Source organism: Bradyrhizobium sp. BR13661 (assembly GCF_029892425.1).
Classification (GTDB): Bacteria; Pseudomonadota; Alphaproteobacteria; order Rhizobiales; family Xanthobacteraceae; genus Bradyrhizobium.
This window is the reverse complement of the sequence record NZ_JARXWB010000001.1, coordinates 621,005-642,387: the sequence shown is the minus strand read 5'-3', so window position 1 is coordinate 642,387 and position 21,383 is coordinate 621,005. Positions and strand designations below refer to the sequence as shown.

Here is a 21,383-nt window from a genome sequence, read left to right as displayed (position 1 = left end):
CATCGGGGGCCACCGAATGACCTCAGCGAATCCTGCCCATCCCGCACAGTTTGATCGCCCGTGGAGATCTATCGGGCGGGCTTTGGCCGCCACCGCGGCCGTGATGGCGCTGGCAGGCTGCGAGGACAAGAACACATTCGTGGCGCCGCCGCCGCCCAAGGTGGACGTCGCGACGCCGGTGCAGCGCCCGGTCACGCGCTATGTCGAGGCCACCGGCAACACCGCGCCGATCAAGAGCGTCGATCTCGTCGCGCGCGTGCAAGGCTTCCTGCAAACAATCGACTATACGGACGGCACGTTCGTCAAGCAGGGCACCCAGCTGTTCACGATCGAGCCCGAGACCTACAAGCTGAAGCTGGATCAGGCGCAGGCGGCCGAGACCGGCGCGCAGGCTTCGCTCAAGCAGGCTGAGGCCGACTACAAGCGGCAGGTCGATCTGGTGCAGCGCCAGGCCGTCTCGCAGGCGACGCTCGATACATCGACATCCACCCGCGACAACGCCCAGGCCAATCTCCAGCAGGCGCAGGCCAATACCAGGCTCGCCGAGGTGAACTACGGCTACACCAAGGTGACCGCGCCGTTCGACGGCATCGTCAGCGCGCATATGGTCTCGATCGGCGAGCTCGTCGGCGTCTCCTCGCCGACCCAGCTCGCGACCATCGTGGCGATGGATCCGATCTATGTGAACTTCACCGTCAACGAGCAGGATGTGCTGCGCATCCGCGCCGAGGCGCAGCGCCGCGGGCTGACTACGGCCGACCTCAGACAATTCCCGATCGAGGTCGGCCTGCAAACCGAGACCGGCTATCCGCACGAGGGCAAGCTCGACTATGTCGCGCCGACCATCAATACGTCGACCGGTACGCTCGCGGTGCGCGGCCTCGTGCCCAACGACAAGCGCGTGCTGCTCCCCGGCTATTTCGTCCGCGTCCGCGTGCCTTTCGGCGACGCCAAGGACGCCCTCCTCGTCCCCGACACCGCGCTCGGCAGCGACCAGAGCGGCCGCTATCTGCTGGTGGTGAACAAGGACAACGTCGTCGAGCAGCGCAAGGTGCAGATCGGCCCCGTCGACGGCGGCCTGCGCGTGATCGAGAATGGCCTGATGCCTGATGACCGCGTGATCACATCGGGACTCCTGCGCGTGATTCCGGGCCAGAAGATCGACCCGCAGCAGAGCAAAATCGAGCAGCCGCAGGCGTCTGCCAAGTGAGGGGTCGCCAGCCATGATCTCAAAGTTCTTCATCGAGCGGCCGGTCCTCTCGAACGTCATCGCGCTGCTGATGATCCTGATCGGCGGCGTCGCGCTGTTCAACCTTGCGATCTCGCAATATCCCGACGTGGTGCCGCCGACGGTGCAGGTGACGACGCGCTATCCCGGCGCCAGCGCCAGGACCGTGATCGACACGGTTGCCTTGCCGATAGAACAACAGGTCAACGGCGTCGAGGACATGCTCTACATGCAGTCCTACAGCGGCTCCGACGGCACCTACACGCTGACGGTGACCTTCAAGATCGGGACCGATCTGAACTTCGCACAGGTGCTGGTCCAGAATCGCGTTTCCAGCGCGCTCTCGCAACTGCCGCAGTCGGTGCAGAACCAGGGCGTCACCGTCCAGAAGAAGTCGACCTCGATCCTGCTGTTCGTGACGCTGACCTCGCCGGACAAGACCTTCGACAGCCTGTATCTGAGCAACTACGCCACCATCAACATCCGCGACGAGCTCTCCCGCCTGCCCGGCGTCGGCAACGTCACGGTGTTCGGCGCCGGCCAGTATTCGATGCGGATCTGGCTCGACCCGAACAAGCTGCAAGTGCGTGGGCTGGTGCCGCAGGACGTCATCCAGGCGATCCAGCAGCAGAGCCAGCAGGTCTCGGCCGGACAGGTCGGCGCGCCGCCGACACCGCCGGGCCAGGCGTTCCAGTACACGCTCAACGTTAACGGCCGGCTCGACGACACCACGCAGTTCGAGAACATCATCGTCAAGACCGGAGCCAGCGGCGACGTCACGCGCGTGCGCGACGTCGGCTGGGTCGAGCTCGGCGCGCAGACCTACAGCCAGATGTTCTCCCTCAACAAGCAGCCGGCCACCGGCATCGGCGTATTTCAGTCGCCCGGCGCCAACGCCCTCGAGGTCGAGCAGGCCGTCGAGAAAAAGATGGTGGAGCTCGCCAAGCGCTTTCCGGAAGGCATCAAGTACGACACGCCGTTCGACACCACGAAATTCGTGAACGCCTCGGTGCACGAGGTCTATATGACCCTGATCGAGGCCGGCCTGCTGGTACTGGTCGTCATCCTCGTGTTCCTGCAGGACTGGCGCGCGATGCTGGTGCCGGCGACCACGGTGCCCGTCACCATCATCGGCGCCTTCGCCGCGATGGCCGCGCTCGGCTTCACCGTCAACATGTCGACGTTGTTCGCGATCGTCCTCGCCATCGGCATCGTGGTCGACGACGCCATCGTCGTGGTGGAGGGTGCCGCCCACAATATCGAGCAGGGCATGAACGGCCACGACGCCGCGATCAAGGCGATGGACCAGCTGTTCGCGCCGATCGTCGGCATCACCCTGGTGCTGATCTCGGTGTTCCTGCCGGCCTCGTTTCTCGCCGGCCTCACCGGGCGCATCTACTCGCAATTCGCGCTGGTGATCGCGGCAACCGCGCTGCTGTCCGCCATCAACGCCGCGACGCTGAAGCCGACGCAATGCGCGCTGTGGCTTCGCCCGGCGGTTCCGCTGGAGAAGCGCAACTTCTTCTACCGCGGCTTCAACGCCGTCTATAACAAGGTCGAGCGCGGCTACATCAGGCTGATCACCTTCCTCGTGAAGCACGCCACTGTCTCGGTCGCGTTCGCGCTCATCGTGATCGGCTTTAGCGGCTACGGCCTGTCGCGGGTGCCGACCGGCTTCCTGCCGATCGAGGACCAGGGCTATCTGATCGCCGCCGTGCAGCTGCCCGACGGCGCCTCGCTGGAGCGAACCCAGAAGGTGCTCGACCGGGCCGCCGATATCATCAAGGACACGCCAGGCGTCCAGCAGGTCATCACCATCGCCGGCATCTCCGCACTCGACAGCAGCGCGAGCCTTGCCAATGCCGGCGTCGCCTACATCATCCTGAAGGATTGGGAGGCGCGCGGCAAAGGCGAGGATCTGCGCTCGCTGGTCTACGGCCTCAACGACAAGGTCGCAACCATCATGGAGGCGCGGACGTTGGTGCTGCCGCCGCCGCCCATTCAAGGCATCGGCAACGCGGCCGGCTTCTCGATGCAGGTCGAGCTGCGCGACGGCAACAGCGATTTCGGCAAGCTGCAGGCCATCACCGGCGCGATGGTCTCGAACGCCCAGAGCCAGAGCGCGCTGCAGCGCGTCTCGTCCTCGTTCCGCTCGGCGGTGCCGCAGTTCAATGTCGAGATCGACCGGGTCAAGACGCAGACGCTGCACGTCACGACCGACGCCGTGTTCTCGGCGCTGTCGACGTATCTGGGCTCGTCCTACGTCAACCAGTTCAACAAGTTCGGCCGCGTGTTCCAGGTCTACACGCAGGCCGACCCGGCGTTCCGCGTCACCGAGCGCGACATCGCCAACATGATGGTGCGCAACCAGAACGGCGACATGATCCCGATCGGCACCGTTGCCACCATCACGCCGGTGACGGGACCGTCGCTGATCAGCCTCTACAATCTCTATCCGTCCTCCACCATCGTCGGCCTGCCGGCGCAGGGCTATTCGTCCGGTCAGTCGTTGAAGCTGATGGAGGAGATCGGCGACAAGACGTTGCCGCCGGGCACTGGCTACGAATGGACGGCGATGTCGTACCAGGAGAAGGCCGTCTCCAACCAGATCTACTGGGTGTTTGGCCTCGCCATGCTGCTGGTCTATCTCGTGCTCGCCGGCCAGTATGAGAGCTGGTACGCGCCGATCTCGGTGATCCTCGCGGTGCCGCTGTCGCTGCTCGGGCCGATGCTGATCCTCTCGGGGCTGAAGATCGACAACAACCTCTATTGCCAGATCGGCCTGATCCTGCTGATCGCGCTGTCGGCCAAGAACGCCATCCTGATCGTCGAGGTCGGGCTCGAGCTGCACGGCCGCGACGGCAAGGAGGTCGTGGAAAGTGCGATCGAGGCGGCGCGCGCCCGCTTCCGCCCGATCCTGATGACCTCGTTCGCCTTCATCCTCGGCGTGGTGCCCTTGGTGCTCGCGACCGGCGCCGGCGCCAGCGCGCGCAAGTCGATCGGCATCACGGTGTTCTCGGGCATGCTGGCCTCGACCTGCCTCGCGGTGCTGTTCGTGCCGGCGTTCTTCGTGGTGGTGCAGCGGTTCGAGAACTGGCGCGAGTCAAGGAAGGCGCCGAAGGCGCAGCCGGCCGCGGAGGTGAAGACCTAGGGCAGTTTCGGCGACAACGCGAAAACAACCCCATGCACAGTAGGGATGGGGTTGAAATGACTGGAGAAAATTCGGTATCACCGAAATCGCTTGCTGCGTCGGGCAAAACAGGGGCAAGATGGCATCGTGGGTGGTGTGCGTAACGCGCAATGCCTCACACGTCGACGCGGAAGCCGACCTCGATCACTGCGTCGTGGGGGATCTTGAAGAAGTCCGGCGCGCGGCTGGCGATCCGGTTCAGGAACGAGAAGATGCCGAAGGACACCGGATCGATCGCAGATCCGGCCTCGCGGCGGACGATGGTCTCGTGGGCCAGATAATAGTTCTTGTGCTCGAGGTCGGCGTCGAAGCCGAGCTTGTTGCAATTGTCGAGCGTCAGCGGAATGTCCGGCGTCTGCATGAAGCCGAGCCGGACCTGGATGGCGTAGAAGCCATGGCCAAGGCGATGCACCGAATGGCGCTCGCCGAACGGCACGCGCGGCCTTCGATCCCCGACATAGGTCAGCAGCACCACGGTCTCGTGCAGCACCCGGTTGTGCTCGATATGGCGCAGCAGCATCGGCGAGGCGCCATGCTCGACTTTCGTCAGCCAGACGCCCATGCCGGGCGCGCGGCCGATCACAGCGGTGTCGGCATAGCCCAAAAACTCCTTCAGCGGCATCGACATCTCGTTGAGGCGATGCCGCACCGCCGACGAGCCCCGCCGCCACGACAGCATCAGCGCGGCAATGAGCGTGCCCACCACCAGCGGAAACCAGCCGCCCTCGACGATCTTGAACGAGTTCGACACCAGGAAACTCGCATCGATCGCCCCGAAACCGAGGATCACCGGCAGCGCCAGCGCACGTGTCCATTTCCAGCGCGAGCGGGCGACCCGATAGAGCAGGATGGTGGTGATCAGCATGGTGCCAGACACGGCGATACCGTAGGCGGCGGCGAGATTCTCCGACGAGCGGAACATGATCACCGTGAGCAGCGTCCCGGCCATCAGCAGCCAGTTCGCGGCGGGCACGTAGATCTGTCCGGCTTCGTCGTAAGAGGTCGGCGTGATCCGCGCCCGCGGCGAAAGGCCCATCTGCATTGCCTGCCGCGTCAGCGAGAACACACCTGAGATCAGCGCCTGCGAGGCGATGACGGTGGCGAAGGTCGCGAGGATCACCATCGGGATCAGCGCCCAGCCGGGCGCGAGCTTGTAGAAGGGATTGTCGGCCGCGCCAGGATCGGCGAGCACCAGCGCGCCCTGGCCGAAATAATTCAGCATCAGGGCCGGCAGCACCAGCGCGAACCAGGCCTGCCGGATTGCGGTCGCCCCGACATGGCCCATGTCGGCATAGAGCGCCTCGCCGCCGGTGAGCGCGAGGAAGACGGCGCCGATCACCACGAACGAGATCTTGGGATCGGCGACCAGGAAGTGGCCGGCTTCCAGCGGATTGACCGCAAGCAGGATGGCCGGCGCCTGCCAGATGTTGATGGCGCCGAGCGCCGCGATCACGACGAACCAGACCACCATGATCGGGCCGAACAGCTTTCCGATGCTGCCGGTGCCATGGCGCTGGATCACGAACAGGGCGATCAGCACAGCCAGCGTCGCCGGCAGGATGAAATTTTCGAAGGCTGGCGCCACCAGCTTCATGCCTTCCATGGCCGACAGCACCGAGATCGCCGGCGTGATGACGCCGTCGCCATAGAGCAAGGAGGCGCCGATGACGCCGAGCAGCACCAGAATCGGAAGCTTCGCGCCGTTGGCGACCTTGTCGGCGGCGACCAGCGACAGCAGGGCGAGGATGCCGCCCTCCCCGTCATTGTCCGCCCGTAAAATGAACACGACGTATTTCAGGGCCACCATGGCAACCAGCGCCCAGAGAATGAGAGAGACGATGCCAGTCACCTCGGCCGCTGTAGGCGTGGGATGGCCAAGGCCGGAGAGCGCGACCTGGAAGGCGTAAAGCGGACTGGTGCCGATATCGCCAAAGACGACGCCGAGCGCGGTCAGCGCCAGAAACCAGGGGCTGCCGAGGTGATGGACGGATTTCGGGTGCTCGGTCGCCGCTTCGAGCGGATCAAGGACGACACCCGTCGCGGCGCGATCGATCAGGCTTCGGACCGGCAGATCGGACGGCATATCCATGCGGGGCCTCGGCGGTGAGGACAGATACCCGCAGGGGGAAATGCAAGGCGCGTGCCGCGCCAGTTTCGGACGAACGGCGCGCATCCCTCGATCGTTGGCTCTGGCAGTCCTTCTCGGTCACTTCCAATGCCGACCGGCTAACGAAGCCATAGGGCCAAGGCATTGGATAGGTCCCCCCCGTACCGGTTATGCAGCCCTCACGCACGGCATTCGTTGTGTGAGGTATTCGGCAGGGTCGACTTGCATGGAGGCATCGCATTTTCGATGTTCTTGTTCCAGAGCCGAGGTTAAGCTCCTATCGGAACAGGGAGGGGGACCAATGAGGCGTTCGCCGATTCTTGATATCCATGGCGCGGGGGTCGAGATTGGGGTGACGAGCCGCCCGGCCTCGTCGCCGTCCCTCGCAACACCCAGCTTTGCCGTCGCCAAAGGCGAGCGAGAACTGCGGCTCGACTTCTTCCGCGGCCTGGCCCTCTGGCTCATTTATGTCGATCACGTTTCACCAGACCTCCTGACCTGGGTCACGATACGCAACTACGGGTTCAGCGACGCCGCCGAAGTATTCATCTTCATCTCCGGCTTCACCGCGGCTCTGGTCTACGGTCGGGCAACCTTCGAGACGGGCTTCGTGATCGGGACAGCACGTGTGCTGCGGCGGGTCTGGCAAATCTATACCGCGCATCTTCTGCTCTTCCTGGTCCTGATGGCCGAAATCGCTTTCGTTACGACGGTTTCCGAGAAGCCGGCGTTCTACATCCAGGAGATGGAGGTCGGAGAATTCTTCAAACAACCTGGTTCCGAAGTGATCCAGGCGCTACTTTTGCGATTCCGCCCGCTGAACATGGATGTCCTGCCGCTCTATGTCGTGCTGATGGCCTTTCTGCCGTTGGTGCTGCTGCTCGCGAGATTGCACAGGGATCTGCCGCTCGCCCTGTCGGCCGGACTCTATGTGCTCACGCTTCGATACGACCTGCATTTGTCGACCTATCCAGACGGCTTCTGGTCGTTCAATCCTTATGCATGGCAGCTGCTGTTCGTGTTTGGTGCCTGGTGCGCGCTTGGAGGAGGCAGGCGACTATCGCCGATCCTCAATTCCCGATCCGTGTCGTGGCTGGCCGTTGCCTATCTCTGCGCTGCTTTCTTTGTGACCATGACGTGGTATTTTCCGTCACTGGAGCGCCTGATCCCCGGCTGGGTGGCGAGGCTGATCTATCCGATCAACAAGACCGATTTCGACATCCTGAGGTTTGCGCATTTCCTGGCGCTGGCCGTCGTCGCGCTACGCTTCGTGCCGGGCGACTGGGCGGGGTTACGATCGGCCTGGGCGCGCCCACTCATTCTTTGCGGACAATATTCTCTTCAGATTTTTGCGCTCGGCGTCGCCCTGTCATTCGCAGGCTACGCGCTGCTCACCGAGCTTGATGCGGGTGTCGTGCTGCACGTGTTGGTCGGCGCCGGCGGCATCTTGATCCTGTACGGCATAGCAAGGGTATTCACCTGGTACAAATGGGCGATGTCCGGGCGCGAGCGCGCCAAAGCGGATACGTCCAAACTGATCGCGCAAGGTTCTTGATGATGACACACTCAACCGACTGGGCAGGCTGACATGGCAAGAGAGAGCACGGATCTTTTTGTCGTAGAACGGGACTTGAGGCTCGATCTCCTGCGCGGCCTCGGCCTCTGGATGATTTTTCTCGACCACATTCCGGACGACGTCGTGGCCTGGCTCACGCTACGCAATTACGGTTTCAGCGACGCAGCCGAGTTCTTCGTTTTCATCTCCGGCTATCTCCTCGGATTCATTTACGTTCCCATCGTGGCTGCGGGCCAGTTTCTTCCGGCGTTGAAGCGATTGTGGCTGCGCGCCTGGCAAATGTACGTTGCCCACATCCTGTTGTTCCTCGCCTTCACGGCACAGATCGCCCGTGCAGCGAGGAAGTGGGACAATCCCATGTACAAGGACGAGTTCAACGTCGCCAACTTCCTCGCGCACCCTGACGAGTTGATCGGCAAGGCGCTCACGCTGCAATACAAGCCTGTCGATCTGGACGTCCTGCCGCTCTACATCTCCCTGGTGCTGGTTTCGCCGTTCGTGGTGTGGTGCCTGGTGCGACGCCCGAATCTGACCTTGGCAGGTTCGATCGTGCTGTACCTGCTCGCTCGCTATTTCGACTGGAACCTGCCGTCCTATCCGAAAGGGGCGACCTGGTATTTCAATCCGTTCGCCTGGCAATTGATGTTCTTTTTCGGTGCCTGGTGCGGATGCGGCGCGGTCGCTCAAATCAGCAAATTCCTTCAGTCGCGCATCGTCTTCGCAGTCGCGATCGCCTGGATCGCCTTTGCGCTGGTGATCGTGATGACCTGGCACAGTGCATTTCTGGAGTCGTTGATCCCGAAATGGATGATCAAGCTGATCTATCCGATCGACAAGACCGACCTCGACATGCTCCGCTTCACGCACTTCCTTGCGCTGGCGGTCATCGTCTCGCGTTATCTCAACCGAGATTGGGAAGGACTGAAGTCGATATGGCTGCGACCGCTGGTGTTGTGCGGCCAGCATTCGCTGCCGCTGTTCTGCCTCGGCGTCTTCCTGTCGTTCGGAGTGCATTGGATGCTGGTTCAGTGGAAGCACCAGGTGATCGAGCAAATTCTGCTCAGTATCGGTGGAATGGCCATCATGACCGCTGTCGCCTGGCTTCTGGATCGTGCACAGCGGGTCCAAAATCTCTTTGTAGACGCCGGCAGCGACCGGCGCCTGGACACTAAACCCCAGGCGGAGGCCGTGCCCGCGGCTCGCACTCAGCCAAGCGCCGCGTGAGCGGGTTCGAGGAGGACACGGCCATGTACAAGGTACTGACGATCATTGTTTGTGCCATCCTGCTCACAATGGGTGGCGCGCGGGCAGACGACCCATCGCCCGCCGCCATGGACGTGGCCCGACGCCTAGTCACGGCGCTGAGGGTGACCGATCAATTCAAGGCCATGCTTCCGGGTATTCTGTTCAGCCTGCGGCCGGTTTTGTCTCAGGACCGTCCCGAGATCGAGCACGACTTCGACGCGGCAGTGACGGCGATTTTGGAAACCGGCCAATCGAAATACAACAATTCGATGATCGAGCGCGCCGCAGCGCTTTATGCGAGGAATTTCTCCCTGGACGAACTTCACGCGATCGAAGCGTTCTATCGCAGCGCGCCCGGGCAGAAATACATCGAAAAATCGCAGGAGCTCTCGGAGATGAGCCGAAAGATCGGTGATGAAATCTCGCGCGAAGAAGCCGACGAGATCAAGGCGCAGATGACCCAGTTGCTGCGGGACAAGGGCCATAAACTCTAGGACCACCGGTCATGAGGGACGACGTGGGAGACAGCGCACCAGTGGCCGCCTCCGAGACATGCGCTTGCGGCCCGCTTTGCAAGCGAGCGAGCCGCACATGAGATCCGACAATGCGCTCTTGAGAGTTGAAGCAAAAGCAGCGGACCGGGTTTCGGCTCGTCACGCACCAAAGCGTGATGTCGAAAGCACTCCGCGCAGCATCATCCCTTCGAAAGCTTTCGATTTCCTGGCCCTGGCGTTTCTTGCAGCCTTGGTATTCCTCGCGTTCTCCACAGCGAAGGATTACGCAATTTCCAATGACGAGGCCGTCCAGCATCGTTACGGCGAATTGATCATTGCTTACTATCGGAGCGGACTGCGGGTCCGCGATCTCTTCACCTTCGATAACCTGTATCTCTACGGGGGTCTGTTCGACGTCATCGCAATCGCGCTCGGCCAGGTTATCCCCATCGACATCTACGAATTGCGGCACATCCTCTGTGCCGTTACGGGCCTCGCCGGCATCGCGGCCAGTGGCGCTGCCGCGCGACTGATCGCCGGGCCGCGCGCGGGCCTGATTGCGATGGTCGCGCTTGCACTCTGCGGCGCCTGGTACGGCGCCATGTTCAACCATACCAAGGACATTCCATTTGCGGCGGCCATGGGCGGAGCGACGCTGTTCCTTCTCCGCCTGGCGCGCCAACTGCCGGCGCCCCGCGCCCTCGATGTCGTGGTCTTCGGCTGCCTTGCCGGAGCAGCGCTCGGGCAGCGGAGCTATGGTTTGCTGCTGTTCGTCTATCTCGGGGTTGCAATCCTGATCTATCTGCCCTGGCCGGAAAGCCGCGGGGCGCGCCTGGCCTTTGTGGCCAACTCCCTGTTGACGACATGTCCCGCGGTAGTCGTCGCCTATCTGCTGATGATCCTGGCCTGGCCGTGGGCTGCCCTGTCGCCCCTCAATCCCATTCGTGGCCTGTTTGCCTTCTCGGAATTTCAATATGCAATCCGCACCCTTTTTGACGGGCGCGTGTACGAGATGGCCGACGTACCGCGCGTCTATGTTCCCTTCTACCTCTTCATCCGCTTGCCGCTGATGACTCAGGCGGGCGCCGCGCTGGCGATGCTTTCGCTTCTTTGGCGTCCCCTCAAGCGTGGCTCGGTCCGGTGCCGCGAACTTGCATTGCTGTTGACAATGGTTCTGCTTCCCCTGGGGTGCCAAGCTCTCGTTCATGGTCCTGCGTTCAGCGGCATGCGCCATTTTCTCTTTGTGCTTCCTCCTCTGGCCATGCTGGCCGGCGTCGGTTTGAGCGAGGTCCTCGATACGATGGCCGTGCGGAGCCGCCGACTGGCCTCAGCGGCAGTTGCGGTGATGTGCGCGGCTTTCTTGTCGGAAGGGATCATGCTGGCAAGGCTTCATCCTTACGAGAATCTAGCCTACAACGCCGTGGTCGGAGGTCTTCCGGGAGCCTTCCGCCGCTATGACCTGGACTACTGGTTCAACAGCATGCCGGAAGCGATCCGCATTCTCGAGGCATTCGTCCGCGAAACGACACCGCTCGACGGTATCAAATCGCCGGCGGTCTATTCGGTCGCGGTATGCGGGGAGCGTCCGGCGTTCGATCACACCGTCACGCTTCCGCAATTGCGTTGGGACTTCCGGTCCGAATGGGAGGAATCGGAATTCTTCATCGCTCCGACGCACATGAACTGCGATCGCGACCTCGATGGCGCCATCGTCGGCCGCGTGGAGAGGCTGGGTGTTCCCATTGCCTATGTGAAAGACAGGCGGGCCATTGTGAAGCAACCGGCGACGAACGTCTCAATTGCCGCTCGCCCGTCGGATTCCCGCTGAGAACGAGATCGCGCCGGGATTTCGAAAGCCGTCATCTTCTGATCAAGCGTTCTGACCCGCCGGCGCCTTGATCTCGCGCGGCAGGATGATCGCGGCTGCAATCGCGAGCAGGCATAACCCGGCAAAGGCGTGCAGCATCGTCACGAAGCCGCCCTGCTCATACAACCACGCGACGAGGCCGACGGACGCACCCGCCGCGGTGAAGCCGATGAAATAGCGCACGGCGTAGGCGCGCGAGCGCCATTCTTCGCTGGTGTATTTGCCGACCATGGCGTCGTTCACCGTGACCTGCCCGAACGCGCCCATGACGATGCCGATCGACACCAAGATCAGCGGAAAATTATTCAGACTGGCGGCCAGATACAGGAACGGCGCCAGCATGAAGGACAGCGGCAGGGCCACCGTCTTCAGCGAAAAGCGGTCGAGCAGCCGGCCGATCGTGTACTGCGTCATCGCGCCGAACACGTAGACGCAGGCCGCGATGACCCCCAACAGCGCCGGGCTCCTGGTCAGGTCCGCGAGCCGCTCGGCGAACAGCTTCGGCAGCGCCACGGTGACGGCGTTGAACGTGGTGGAGATCGCGATGACGACGATGAGCAGCGACAGCACCACGCGCCACATGTCCTGTCTTGCCACCCGCGCCTGCGCGGCCGCCTGCTTGCTGCCCTTGCGGTCCTCGTGCACGACCAGCATCGCAAACGCGATGCCGATCAGGATGGTGACGATGCCAGGGACGATGAAGGCAAAACGCCAGCCGAGATACTGGCCGATCACGCCTGTGACCAGCGCCGAGGAGGCAACCCCGAGATTGCCCCAGACGCCGTTGATGCCCATCTCGCGGCCGAGCCTGTTAGCATAGGACACGATCATCGCGGTACCGACAGGGTGATAGATCGAGGCGAACATTCCGATCGCGAGCAGCGCCGCGCCGAGCTGCAACGGCGTCTGCACGAAGCCGACCGAGATCATGGAGGCCCCGATGCCAATGAAGAAGATCAGCATCATGTGACGCCGGCTCCAGCGGTCGCCGAGCCAGCCTGTGAGCAGCGAGCCGGCACCGAAGGCGATGAAACCGGGGGTCGCGTAAGGCAGCAGCTCCGAATAGGCCATGCCGAGCGCCGGCCCCATGATGATCACGGCGGCGGCGAAAATGAGCATCGCATAATGGTCGATGAAATGGCCTGCGTTGACGAAACTGATGACCCTGACAGGGCTGTTCATTCGGAATCCTCTCCTGCTCCGAAATGAGTTATATGTCCTGGGCATGACGGGATGCCGCCAATGACTGTCGTCGAAAAGCCAATCTTGGAAACGCCAAACTTGGAAACGCCAATCTTGGAAAAGCCAATCCTGAGGGAGGTCCGGGGTAACCACCGCTCCACCGCGGGCGTGCATCTGGTCGCGCGCGATTATCCCAGGGGTATGCGGATCGATCTGCACATGCACCGTGAAGCGCAGCTGATCTATGCCGCGAAGGGCACGATGCAGGTCAACACCCCCGAGGGGCGCTGGCTGGTGCCGCCGGACCGCGCGGTCTGGGTCCCGGCCGGGCTCCAGCATGCCATCGACCTGCTCGCCGATATCGAGATGCGCACGCTGTATTTCGACCTTGCCTGGCTGAAGCGCGAAAAGCGCTATCAGGGACTGACCCGGGAATTCGTGGTGCGGGTGTCGCCGCTGCTCAACCAGGCGATCCTCGCTTTGTTCGACGCGCGCAACACCGAGGAACGAACCGAGCTCCTGGTGCGCCTGGTGATGCTGGAACTGAACCAGGCCGAAGATTCCGCGACCTTCGTGCCGCTGCCGCACGAGCCGCGCTGCCGCCGCGCCGCAATGATCGTGCTCGACGATCCCACCGCCCTGCACGACATCGACACCCTGGCGCGCGAGGTCGGAACCTCGGCGCGCACGCTCTCGCGGCTGTTCTCGACGGAAACACAATTGAGTTTCAAGAGCTGGTGTCAGCGCGCAAGAATCGCGGCGGCGATTCAGAGGCTGTCGACCGATGCGACCGTTTCGGTGAAGCAACTCGCAACGCAGCTCGGCTATGCGAGCGTGCCGGCGTTCTCGGCGGCGTTCCGCCAGGTGACGGGACGAACGCCGACGGAGTTTGCGGGCAAAGCATAACAAACATGCCGCAATCCTCCGCTTGATTGTGATCGGCTTCCGCCTAAATCCCGTGTAAGCTTCCGCACTGCACAAACCCGGATTCGAAAAGCCCAGATGGCCAATGCCTTCTTCTCCGACCTGCTCGCCACCATTTCCGAGCGCGGCCGCACGCTGCTGCGCCGGGGGGACGCCACCGATACCAAGCAGGATGCCGACGGGCTGATCGCGCTCTGCGACGCGCTGCTGTCCGGGCGCGGCGAGGCCTCCGGCACCGCCATGGCGCGCGAGGTGCTGGACAGCTACGCGGAGCTGGATGCGGCAGGACGCCGCGCCTTCTTCGAGGGACTGGTGCGCGATTTCGGGCCGGACCGGGAACGCCTGTCCAGGGCGATCGAGAAATGGCGCGCGGAGCTTGATGACGCGGACGCCAGCGCGCTGCATTTCGCCTCGGAACCCCGGCGGCAGGAACTGATCCGCCGGCTCAACCGCGCGCCGGGCGGCACCGGCGATCTCGTTGCCATGCGTGCCGACCTGCTCGGCATGATGAACGGACACACCGACCTCGCCGCGCTCGATCGCGACGTCTCGCATCTTCTCTCGTCGTGGTTCAACAGGGGGTTTCTCGTGCTGCGCCGGATTGACTGGTCGACCCCGGCCAACATCCTCGAAAAGATCATTCGCTATGAAGCCGTGCACGAGATCTCCGACTGGGACGATCTGCGCCGCCGCATCGATCCCGTCGACCGCCGCTGCTATGCCTTCTTCCATCCTGCGATGGTGGATGAGCCCCTGATCTTCGTCGAGGTGGCGCTGACCGAAACGATTCCGGGCGCGATTGCGCCGCTGCTCGCCGTCGACCGCCAGCACTTACCGATCGAGAAGGCACGCACCGCCGTGTTTTATTCGATCTCGAACACCCAGCGCGGCCTTGGCGGCATCTCCTTCGGCAGCTTCCTGATCAAGCAGGTGGTCGAGGAGCTGCGCCGCGAGACGCCGAAGCTCGACACCTTCGTGACGCTGTCGCCCGTGCCCGGCTTCATGCCATGGGTGAAGCAGGACAAGGACCTGCCGCTGTCGGACGAGGACCGCGAGATGCTGAAGCGCCTCGACGATCCCAGTTGGTTCGAGAACCCCGAGACGACCGCGCAGCTGCGCGCCGTGATCGAGCCGCTCGCCGCCTATTACTTCCTGAAGGCACGCACGCCGAAGGGCAAGCTGATCGATTCCGTCGCCCGCTTCCACCTCGGCAACGGCGCGCGCCTCGAGCGCATCAACTGGCTCGGCGATCTCTCGCCCAAGGGCCTGCGCGAGTCCGCCGGCGTGATGGTGAACTATCTCTATCGCCTCGACGACATCGAGAAGAACCACGAAGCCTACGCCAATGACGGCGAGGTCGTGGCGTCCGGCGCGGTGAAGAAGCTGCTGAAGGGCGAAGGACGGCGGCTGCTGGATATGCGGCTGTCGTAGTTGCTCACTCAATCGTCGTTCCGGACAAGCGGAGCGCAGCGCTGATCCGCAGCCACAGCCTCAGTGTCATCGCCCGGCTCGACCGGGCGATCCAGTATTCCAGAGGCCGCCGTTGAAGAGCTCGCTCTCGCCACGTCTGCCGCGGCGTACTGGATGCCCCGGTCAAGCCGGGGCATGACAGCAGAGAGCTTGGCTCGGCCGTCGCGCGTCAGCAACGTGAGCCCTACTCCGCCAACGCCTTCATCTCCTTGTAGAGATCCGACTTCCCTTCGAACCCGATGCCCGGGAGATCCGGCATCGTGATGTGGCCGTTCTCGACGCGCACGCCATCGGGGAAACCGCCATAGGGCTGGAATAAATCAGGGTAGCTTTCATTGCCGCCGAGGCCGAGGCCGGCTGCGATGTTAAGCGACATCTGGTGGCCGCCGTGGGGGATGCAGCGGCTGGGGGACCAGCCGTGGGTCTTCAGGACGTCCAGCGTGCGCTGGTATTCGCACAGGCCATAGGACAGCGCGCAGTCGAATTGCAGCCAGTCGCGATCGGGGCGCATGCCGCCATAGCGGATCAGATTGCGGGCGTCCTGGTGACTGAAGAGATTCTCGCCTGTCGCCATCGGGCCGGGATAGAATTCGGCGAGGGCTGCCTGCAGCGCGTAGTCGAGGGGATCGCCGACTTCCTCGTACCAGAACAAGGGATAGTCGCGCAGCATCTTGGCGTAGGCGATGCCGGTCTCGAGATTGAAGCGGCCGTTGGCATCGACGGCGAGCTGCGCGTCCTTGCCGATCTCTTCCAGAACCGCCTCGATGCGCATGCGATCCTCGCCGATGTCAGCACCGCCGATCTTCATCTTCACGACGTTGTAGCCGCGATCGAGATAGCTGCGCATCTCGCCGCGCAGCATCGAGAGCCCCTTGCCCGGATAATAATAGCCGCCCGCCGCATAGACGAAGACGCGCGGATTGGCTTGCCGGCCGTGGCGTTCGGCCAGCAGGCGAAACAGCGGCTTGCCTGCGATCTTCGCCACCGCGTCCCACACCGCCATGTCGATGGTGCCGACCGCGACCGAGCGCTCGCCGTGACCGCCGGGCTTTTCGTTGGTCATCATCGCGCCCCAGACCTTGTCTGGGTCGAGATTGTCGCCGACCTCGTTCAGAAGCTTCTTCGGATCGGCTTCGAGAATACGCGCGGCAAAGCGCTCGCGGATCAAACCGCCCTGCCCGTAACGGCCGTTGGAATTGAAGCCGTAGCCGACGACGCGCTTGCCGTCGCGCATGACGTCGGTGACGACGGCAACGAGGCTCGTCGTCATCTTGGTGAAGTCGATATAGGCGTTGCGGATCGGGGAGGAGATCGGTTTGGTGATCTCGCGGACGTCGACGATGCGGACGGACATGGGGGTCAGCTCTCTCTCTTCGTCATTCCGGGGCGATGCGTAGCATCGAACCCGGAATCTCGAGATTCCGGGTTCTCGCTTCGCGAGCCCCGGAATGACGGCTTCGCCGTCACTTCTTATCCCTGAAATACGGCTCGACCGGGCCATGCACCTTGATGGTCAGCGGGTTGCCGTAGCGGTCCTTGGCGTTGCCGGCGGTGACGCGGACCCAGCCTTCGCTGATGCAGTACTCCTCGACATTGGTCTTCTCGATGCCCTTGAAGCGGATGCCGACGTCGCGCTGGAGGATGTCGGCGTTGTAATAGGGGCTGTTGGGGTCGACCGACAGGCGGTCCGGAAATTCGTCGCTCATGGATGTCTCGCTCATAACAGGGTCTCGATTTGCTTCCGCAATCCTTCCGGCCTCGCTGTCGGCGCATAGCGCGCGATCACCTTGCCGGCACGGTCCACCAGGAATTTGGTGAAATTCCATTTGATGGAGGAACCGAGCAATCCGGATTGCTGACGTTTCAGGTACTCATACAAGGGATGCGCATTGGCGCCGTTGACGTCGATCTTCTCGAACAAGGGAAAGGTGACGTCGTAATTGGTGGAGCAGAACGCCTGGATCTCGTTCGCTTGCCCCGGCTCCTGTGCGCCGAACTGGTTGCAGGGAAAGCCGAGCACCGAGAAGCCGCGTGGCGACAGGTCGCGGTGCAGATCTTCCAGCCCGCGATATTGCGGCGTGAAGCCGCATTTGCTCGCGGTGTTGACGATCAGCAGCACCTGCCCCTCGTAGGCGCGCATTGACACTTCGTCGCCCGCAAGCGAATTGGCCTTGAACTCGTAAAGCGCCGACATCGCTAACCCACGGGATCGATCGGCGAGGGCGGCACGCCGCCCGCCTCGATCGCCTCGCCTGCAAGAAGACACAGATCCTCGCGGTAGCGGCCGGAAACGATGTGCACGCCGACCGGTGTCTTGCCGACGAGGCCGGTGGAGACGACGAGGCCAGGCAGGCCCATGAAGGGCGTTGCGATCTGCGGCAGCTGCGCCTCCCAGACGCGCTCGAAGGAGGCGGCATCCTTGAGGTCGAGATGATCCGGAAATGGTAGCTCGCCGGACACTGGCGTCAGCACCACGGCGTATTTCTCGAAGAACAGCATCCAGTCACGGGTTAGCGTGGCGCGGCGGGTCAGCGCCTGCGCATAATTGGCCTGGTCCATCGGCGTGACCTTGGCGCGGTTGCCGTTGAGGCACGCCAGCGCACCGGGATCGCCCTCGCGCTCGGCCATCTCCATCTGCGCCTCAAAGGCATCGCCGAGCCAGAGTTTTCGTTGCCACTCGACGGCCTCGCGCATCGGCGGGGTGTTTGCGATCACCTCGACGGTCCAGCCGGCGCGCTCGAGGCGCTTGCCAGCGTCGGTCACCGCGGCCTTCACCTCGGGCGTGGTGGCAAGGCCATCAGGGCTGAGACAGATCGCGGCGCGCTTCGGGACGGCGGGGCCTTCCAGCGGCGCCGGCACATACCAGGGATCGCGCGCATCACGCGCCGACATCGCCGCGAGCGAAATCCGCAAGTCATTCACGGTGCGGGCCAGCGGGCCCGAGACCGCCATGATCTGCGGGCCGATCGGGCGCTCCGGCAGCGCCGGGTTGAAGGCGGGGATGCGGCCCAAGGTCGGACGCAGGCCGTGCACGCCGCAGGCGTAGGCGGGATAACGGATCGAGCCGGCGATGTCGGTGCCGTGGGCGATGGCGCCGATGCCGGCCGCGACCGCCGAGCCGGCGCCGCCGGACGAGCCGCCCGGGGTCAGCGAGGCATCGCGCGGATTCTTGGTGTCGCCATGGACGAGGTTGGTGGTGAACCAGCGATAGGAGAAGGCCGGGCAATTGGTGCGCCCAAGCAGAACCGCGCCGGCTTTGCGGAAATTGGCAACAACAGGATTGTCCTCGCGCGCGATCAGATCACGCTGGAGCTTGAGGCCGTTGGTGGTGGCAAAGCCCTCCTGGTCGACATTGGCCTTGATGGTGACGGGCACGCCGGCCAGCACGCCGGGATCCTCGCCCCTGAGGATGGCGGCATCGACGGCATCAGCCTGCTTGAGCACGTCCTCGGGACGGTGGTCGATCACGGCGTTGAGCCTGGGATTGACGGCATCCAAGCGGTCGAGGCCTGATTTGGCCGCCTCGCGGGCGGACACTTTTCTGGATTTGACGAGAGTAGCGAGGTCGGCAGCCGACAGGCGCCAGAGATCTTGCATGACTTGCTCCGTATCACCGGCGTCTTTTAGCGCCGGGAACGCGGCAAAGCCATGCGGATTTCGCAGGGAGGAACGGCCGGCTAGTGCCGCGTCGCGGACTCGTCCGGCGTGTCCAGCAGCGCCTCGCTGAACGGAAACTCCAGCACGATCTCGCCGTCGTCGTCGGTCACCTCGATGACCGCCTCCAGCAGGGCCGGCTGGGTGCCCTCGGATTTGAGCACCTCCAGGATCATCTGGCGGGCAACCTCCCAGGCGCGGTCGGGATTGCGCAGAACCTCGCCATCGGGGTCCACGATCAATTCATCGCCGATACGGGTGTTGAAGTAGTATTTGGGCATCATGGGATCCAGCTAGGTCGCCTGTACCGGATTGAAAGCTGCACTGCACTCACAACTGCTTTATCAGGACAGCGTTCGCGACCGAATGCGCCAGGCGCAAGGCCGTATCACCAGAAAGTACTGTTCCCCCCGCAAGTCTCGCGGCGCAACATGCCCATGCTCGGGAAAATTTCACTGGCGAACTTTTTCGCCCGCAGTAATTTACCCCCCGGGCGGAAACGTCCCAATTCGCGAAATGGAGAGCCAAAATGGCCTGGAAAGCCCCCAAGATCGTCGAAGTGCCCTGCGGCATGGAAATCAACATGTATGTGAGCGCCACCCGCAAGTGAGCGGTTGGTAAGTCAAGCGTTCTGTGCAGGTGGGTCTTCCGGTCACGATCGGTTTCGGAACGATGGAAACCGTGACGGCCTGAGATCCACCTCGCGACGTTGCCAGGAGACGGATCATGCTTCGCGTCGTCGTCCTGGGCGCCGGGGCTGGCGGCGGTGTCCCGCAGTGGAATTGCGGGTGTGAAGGCTGCCGGGCGGCCCGCAACTCTGGACATGAGCTTTATCGAACCCAGGCCTCGGTCGCCTTCAGTTGCGACGGCGAGCACTGGTTTCTGATCAACGCCTCCCCTGATCTGCGCCAGCAATTGAATGCCACGCCGCAACTGCATCCCAAAGCTGGCGCGCTGCGCCACACGCCCGTCGCCGGAGTGATCCTCACCAACAGCGAAGTCGATGCCGTCGCCGGCCTGCTCTCGATGCGCGAAGGCTCGCCCTTCACGATTTATGCGCATGAGAAGGTGCTCGCGATCCTGGCCAGCAACAGCATCTTCAACGTGCTGAACGAGAAGAGCGTCAAGCGCCAGCCGATCGACATCAATGAACCGTTCGAGCCGCGACTGCCCGATGGCGCGCGCTCAGGGCTCGAGGTGCTGCCCTTCGCGGTGCCCGGCAAGTCGGCCTGGTATCTCGAAGGCAAGGCGCATCCCGGCGGCGAGAGCGGCGATGGCGATACGCTGGGCCTGAAGATCACCGACAGATCGACCGGCAAGTGCTTCTATTTCATCGCCGCCTGCGCCGAGGTGACCGACGAATTGCGGAAAGAAATTTCAGGCTCGTCACTCGTCTTCTTCGACGGTACGGTGTGGCGCGATGACGAGATGATCCGGTGCGGCCTCGGCCACAAGACCGGCAAGAGCATGGGACATGTATCGATGTCCGGCGACGACGGCGCCATTGCGCGGCTCGCCGATCTCTCGATCGGCAGAAAGATATTTCTACATATCAACAACTCGAACCCGGCGCTGCTGCCTGCCTCGCCTGAACGCAAGACGGCCGAGGGCGCAGGCTGGCAGATACCCGCAGATGGAACGGAGATCGTGCTGTGAATGCTGCATCCATGACTGGAATGACCGCGCTCTCGATCGGTAAGGACATCCGCCTCAACTCGGCGGAGGAGCTGGAGGCAACGCTGCGCCATATCGGCGCGACGCGCTATCACAGCCTGCATCCGTTTCATAAGCTGCTGCACGGCGGCAAGCTCAGCAAGGGCCAGGTGCAGGCCTGGGCGCTGAACCGCTACTATTACCAGAGCACGATCCCGATCAAGGACGCGGTGGTGATCTCGCGCTTCCGCGATCGCGCCACGCGGCTGGAATGGCGTCACCGCATCGAGGATCACGATGGCGATGTCGGCAGCGAGGGCGGCATCGAGCGCTGGCTGAAGCTGACCGAAGGCCTCGGCCTCGACACGGCCTATGTGGAATCGACCGAAGGCATCTTGCCGGCGACGCGCTTCGCGGTGGAGGCCTATGTCCACTATTGCCGCGAGAAGAGCCCGCTGGAGGCGATCGCCTCCTCGCTCACCGAATTGTTCGCGCCGAGCATCCACGAAGAGCGCATCGCCGGCATGTTGCAGCACTACGACTTCGTCAACCCCGACATCATGAGCTATTTCAAGCGCCGCCTGACGCAAGCGCCGCGTGATGCCAACTTCGCGCTCGCCTATGTCAAGACGCACGCCACGACGCCGGAGCAGCGCGCGCAGGTCTGCAATGCGCTGATCTTCAAGACCAACGTGCTGTGGGTGCAGCTCGATGCGCTCCAGCACGCCTATGTCGAAGGCAACATTCCGCCGGGCGCGTTCGTGCCCAAAGAAAATTAAGAAGGCGAGTTAGG

General features: G+C 63.2%; 18 protein-coding genes. 11 read left to right on the top strand and 7 right to left on the bottom strand.

All coding sequences use genetic code 11. The features are described 5' to 3' along the window. Positions 1 to 16: 16 nt before the first annotated feature. Entirely contained in the window at positions 17 to 1,210 is a 1,194-nt protein-coding gene (locus M2427_RS02955; protein ID WP_280704621.1) for an efflux RND transporter periplasmic adaptor subunit, read from the top strand. Positions 1,211 to 1,223: 13 nt separating this feature from the next. Next, a complete protein-coding gene (locus M2427_RS02950) occupies positions 1,224 to 4,379 on the top strand; it encodes an efflux RND transporter permease subunit (RefSeq protein WP_280704620.1) in 3,156 nt (1,051 codons plus the stop codon). A gap of 154 nt (positions 4,380 to 4,533) precedes the next feature. Here M2427_RS02950 and M2427_RS02945 read toward each other — a convergent pair whose 3' ends face one another. After that, complete coding sequence (locus tag M2427_RS02945) at positions 4,534 to 6,507, bottom strand: potassium transporter Kup (protein WP_280704619.1); 1,974 nt, start codon at positions 6,505 to 6,507, stop codon at positions 4,534 to 4,536. 319 nt (positions 6,508 to 6,826) lie between these two features. Between M2427_RS02945 and M2427_RS02940 the strand changes: the two genes are divergently transcribed. The 4 genes from M2427_RS02940 to M2427_RS02925 all read left to right on the top strand — a co-directional run bounded on the left by M2427_RS02940 (position 6,827) and on the right by M2427_RS02925 (position 11,668). Beyond that, positions 6,827 to 8,080, top strand: coding sequence for an OpgC domain-containing protein (locus M2427_RS02940; RefSeq protein WP_280704618.1), 1,254 nt, complete (start codon positions 6,827 to 6,829; stop codon positions 8,078 to 8,080). A 33-nt stretch (positions 8,081 to 8,113) separates the two neighbouring features. Continuing rightward, entirely contained in the window at positions 8,114 to 9,325 is a 1,212-nt protein-coding gene (locus M2427_RS02935; protein ID WP_280704617.1) for an OpgC domain-containing protein, read from the top strand. 23 nt (positions 9,326 to 9,348) lie between these two features. Further along, a complete protein-coding gene (locus tag M2427_RS02930; RefSeq protein ID WP_280704616.1) occupies positions 9,349 to 9,840 on the top strand; it encodes a DUF2059 domain-containing protein in 492 nt (163 codons plus the stop codon). 97 nt (positions 9,841 to 9,937) lie between these two features. Beyond that, complete coding sequence (locus tag M2427_RS02925) at positions 9,938 to 11,668, top strand: hypothetical protein (RefSeq protein WP_280704614.1); 1,731 nt, start codon at positions 9,938 to 9,940, stop codon at positions 11,666 to 11,668. Positions 11,669 to 11,710: 42 nt separating this feature from the next. On the opposite strand, the gene M2427_RS02920 is transcribed toward M2427_RS02925, so the two are convergent. Further along, on the bottom strand, positions 11,711 to 12,889 hold the full coding sequence (locus M2427_RS02920) for an MFS transporter (RefSeq protein ID WP_280704613.1): 1,179 nt from the start codon (positions 12,887 to 12,889) through the stop codon (positions 11,711 to 11,713). A gap of 60 nt (positions 12,890 to 12,949) precedes the next feature. On the opposite strand from M2427_RS02920, the gene M2427_RS02915 reads away from it, so the two are divergent. Both M2427_RS02915 and M2427_RS02910 read left to right on the top strand, forming a co-directional pair. Further along, the gene (locus M2427_RS02915) at positions 12,950 to 13,795 is read left to right on the top strand and encodes a helix-turn-helix transcriptional regulator (protein ID WP_280704612.1); all 846 of its coding nucleotides are present in this window, start codon (positions 12,950 to 12,952) and stop codon (positions 13,793 to 13,795) included. Between the two features lie 96 nt (positions 13,796 to 13,891). Then, complete coding sequence (locus tag M2427_RS02910; RefSeq protein WP_280704610.1) at positions 13,892 to 15,244, top strand: malonyl-CoA decarboxylase; 1,353 nt, start codon at positions 13,892 to 13,894, stop codon at positions 15,242 to 15,244. Between the two features lie 223 nt (positions 15,245 to 15,467). Here M2427_RS02910 and tarD read toward each other — a convergent pair whose 3' ends face one another. From tarD to M2427_RS02885, 5 genes are all read right to left on the bottom strand, one after another. Continuing rightward, positions 15,468 to 16,637, bottom strand: coding sequence for a D(-)-tartrate dehydratase (tarD, locus tag M2427_RS02905; RefSeq protein ID WP_280704609.1), 1,170 nt, complete (start codon positions 16,635 to 16,637; stop codon positions 15,468 to 15,470). A gap of 109 nt (positions 16,638 to 16,746) precedes the next feature. Further along, positions 16,747 to 17,004: a DUF3297 family protein gene (locus M2427_RS02900; RefSeq protein ID WP_212234757.1), complete on the bottom strand. Its 258-nt coding sequence runs from the start codon at positions 17,002 to 17,004 to the stop codon at positions 16,747 to 16,749. Further along, the gene (locus M2427_RS02895) at positions 17,001 to 17,477 is read right to left on the bottom strand and encodes a glutathione peroxidase (RefSeq protein WP_280704607.1); all 477 of its coding nucleotides are present in this window, start codon (positions 17,475 to 17,477) and stop codon (positions 17,001 to 17,003) included. The genes M2427_RS02900 and M2427_RS02895 overlap by 4 nt, the downstream gene beginning before the upstream one ends. Positions 17,478 to 17,479: 2 nt before the next feature. Further along, complete coding sequence (locus M2427_RS02890) at positions 17,480 to 18,880, bottom strand: amidase family protein (RefSeq protein ID WP_280704606.1); 1,401 nt, start codon at positions 18,878 to 18,880, stop codon at positions 17,480 to 17,482. 80 nt (positions 18,881 to 18,960) lie between these two features. After that, the gene (locus M2427_RS02885) at positions 18,961 to 19,218 is read right to left on the bottom strand and encodes a hypothetical protein (protein WP_280704605.1); all 258 of its coding nucleotides are present in this window, start codon (positions 19,216 to 19,218) and stop codon (positions 18,961 to 18,963) included. A gap of 248 nt (positions 19,219 to 19,466) precedes the next feature. Here M2427_RS02885 and pqqA point away from each other — a divergent pair, with 248 nt between their 5' ends. The 3 genes from pqqA (at position 19,467) to pqqC (ending at position 21,369) form a co-directional block, all read left to right on the top strand. Continuing rightward, a complete protein-coding gene (gene pqqA, locus M2427_RS02880) occupies positions 19,467 to 19,547 on the top strand; it encodes a pyrroloquinoline quinone precursor peptide PqqA (protein WP_007595659.1) in 81 nt (26 codons plus the stop codon). A gap of 116 nt (positions 19,548 to 19,663) precedes the next feature. Continuing rightward, positions 19,664 to 20,593: a pyrroloquinoline quinone biosynthesis protein PqqB gene (pqqB, locus tag M2427_RS02875; protein WP_280704604.1), complete on the top strand. Its 930-nt coding sequence runs from the start codon at positions 19,664 to 19,666 to the stop codon at positions 20,591 to 20,593. Next, positions 20,590 to 21,369, top strand: coding sequence for a pyrroloquinoline-quinone synthase PqqC (gene pqqC, locus M2427_RS02870; RefSeq protein WP_280704603.1), 780 nt, complete (start codon positions 20,590 to 20,592; stop codon positions 21,367 to 21,369). The genes pqqB and pqqC overlap by 4 nt, the downstream gene beginning before the upstream one ends. Positions 21,370 to 21,383 lie beyond the last annotated feature (14 nt).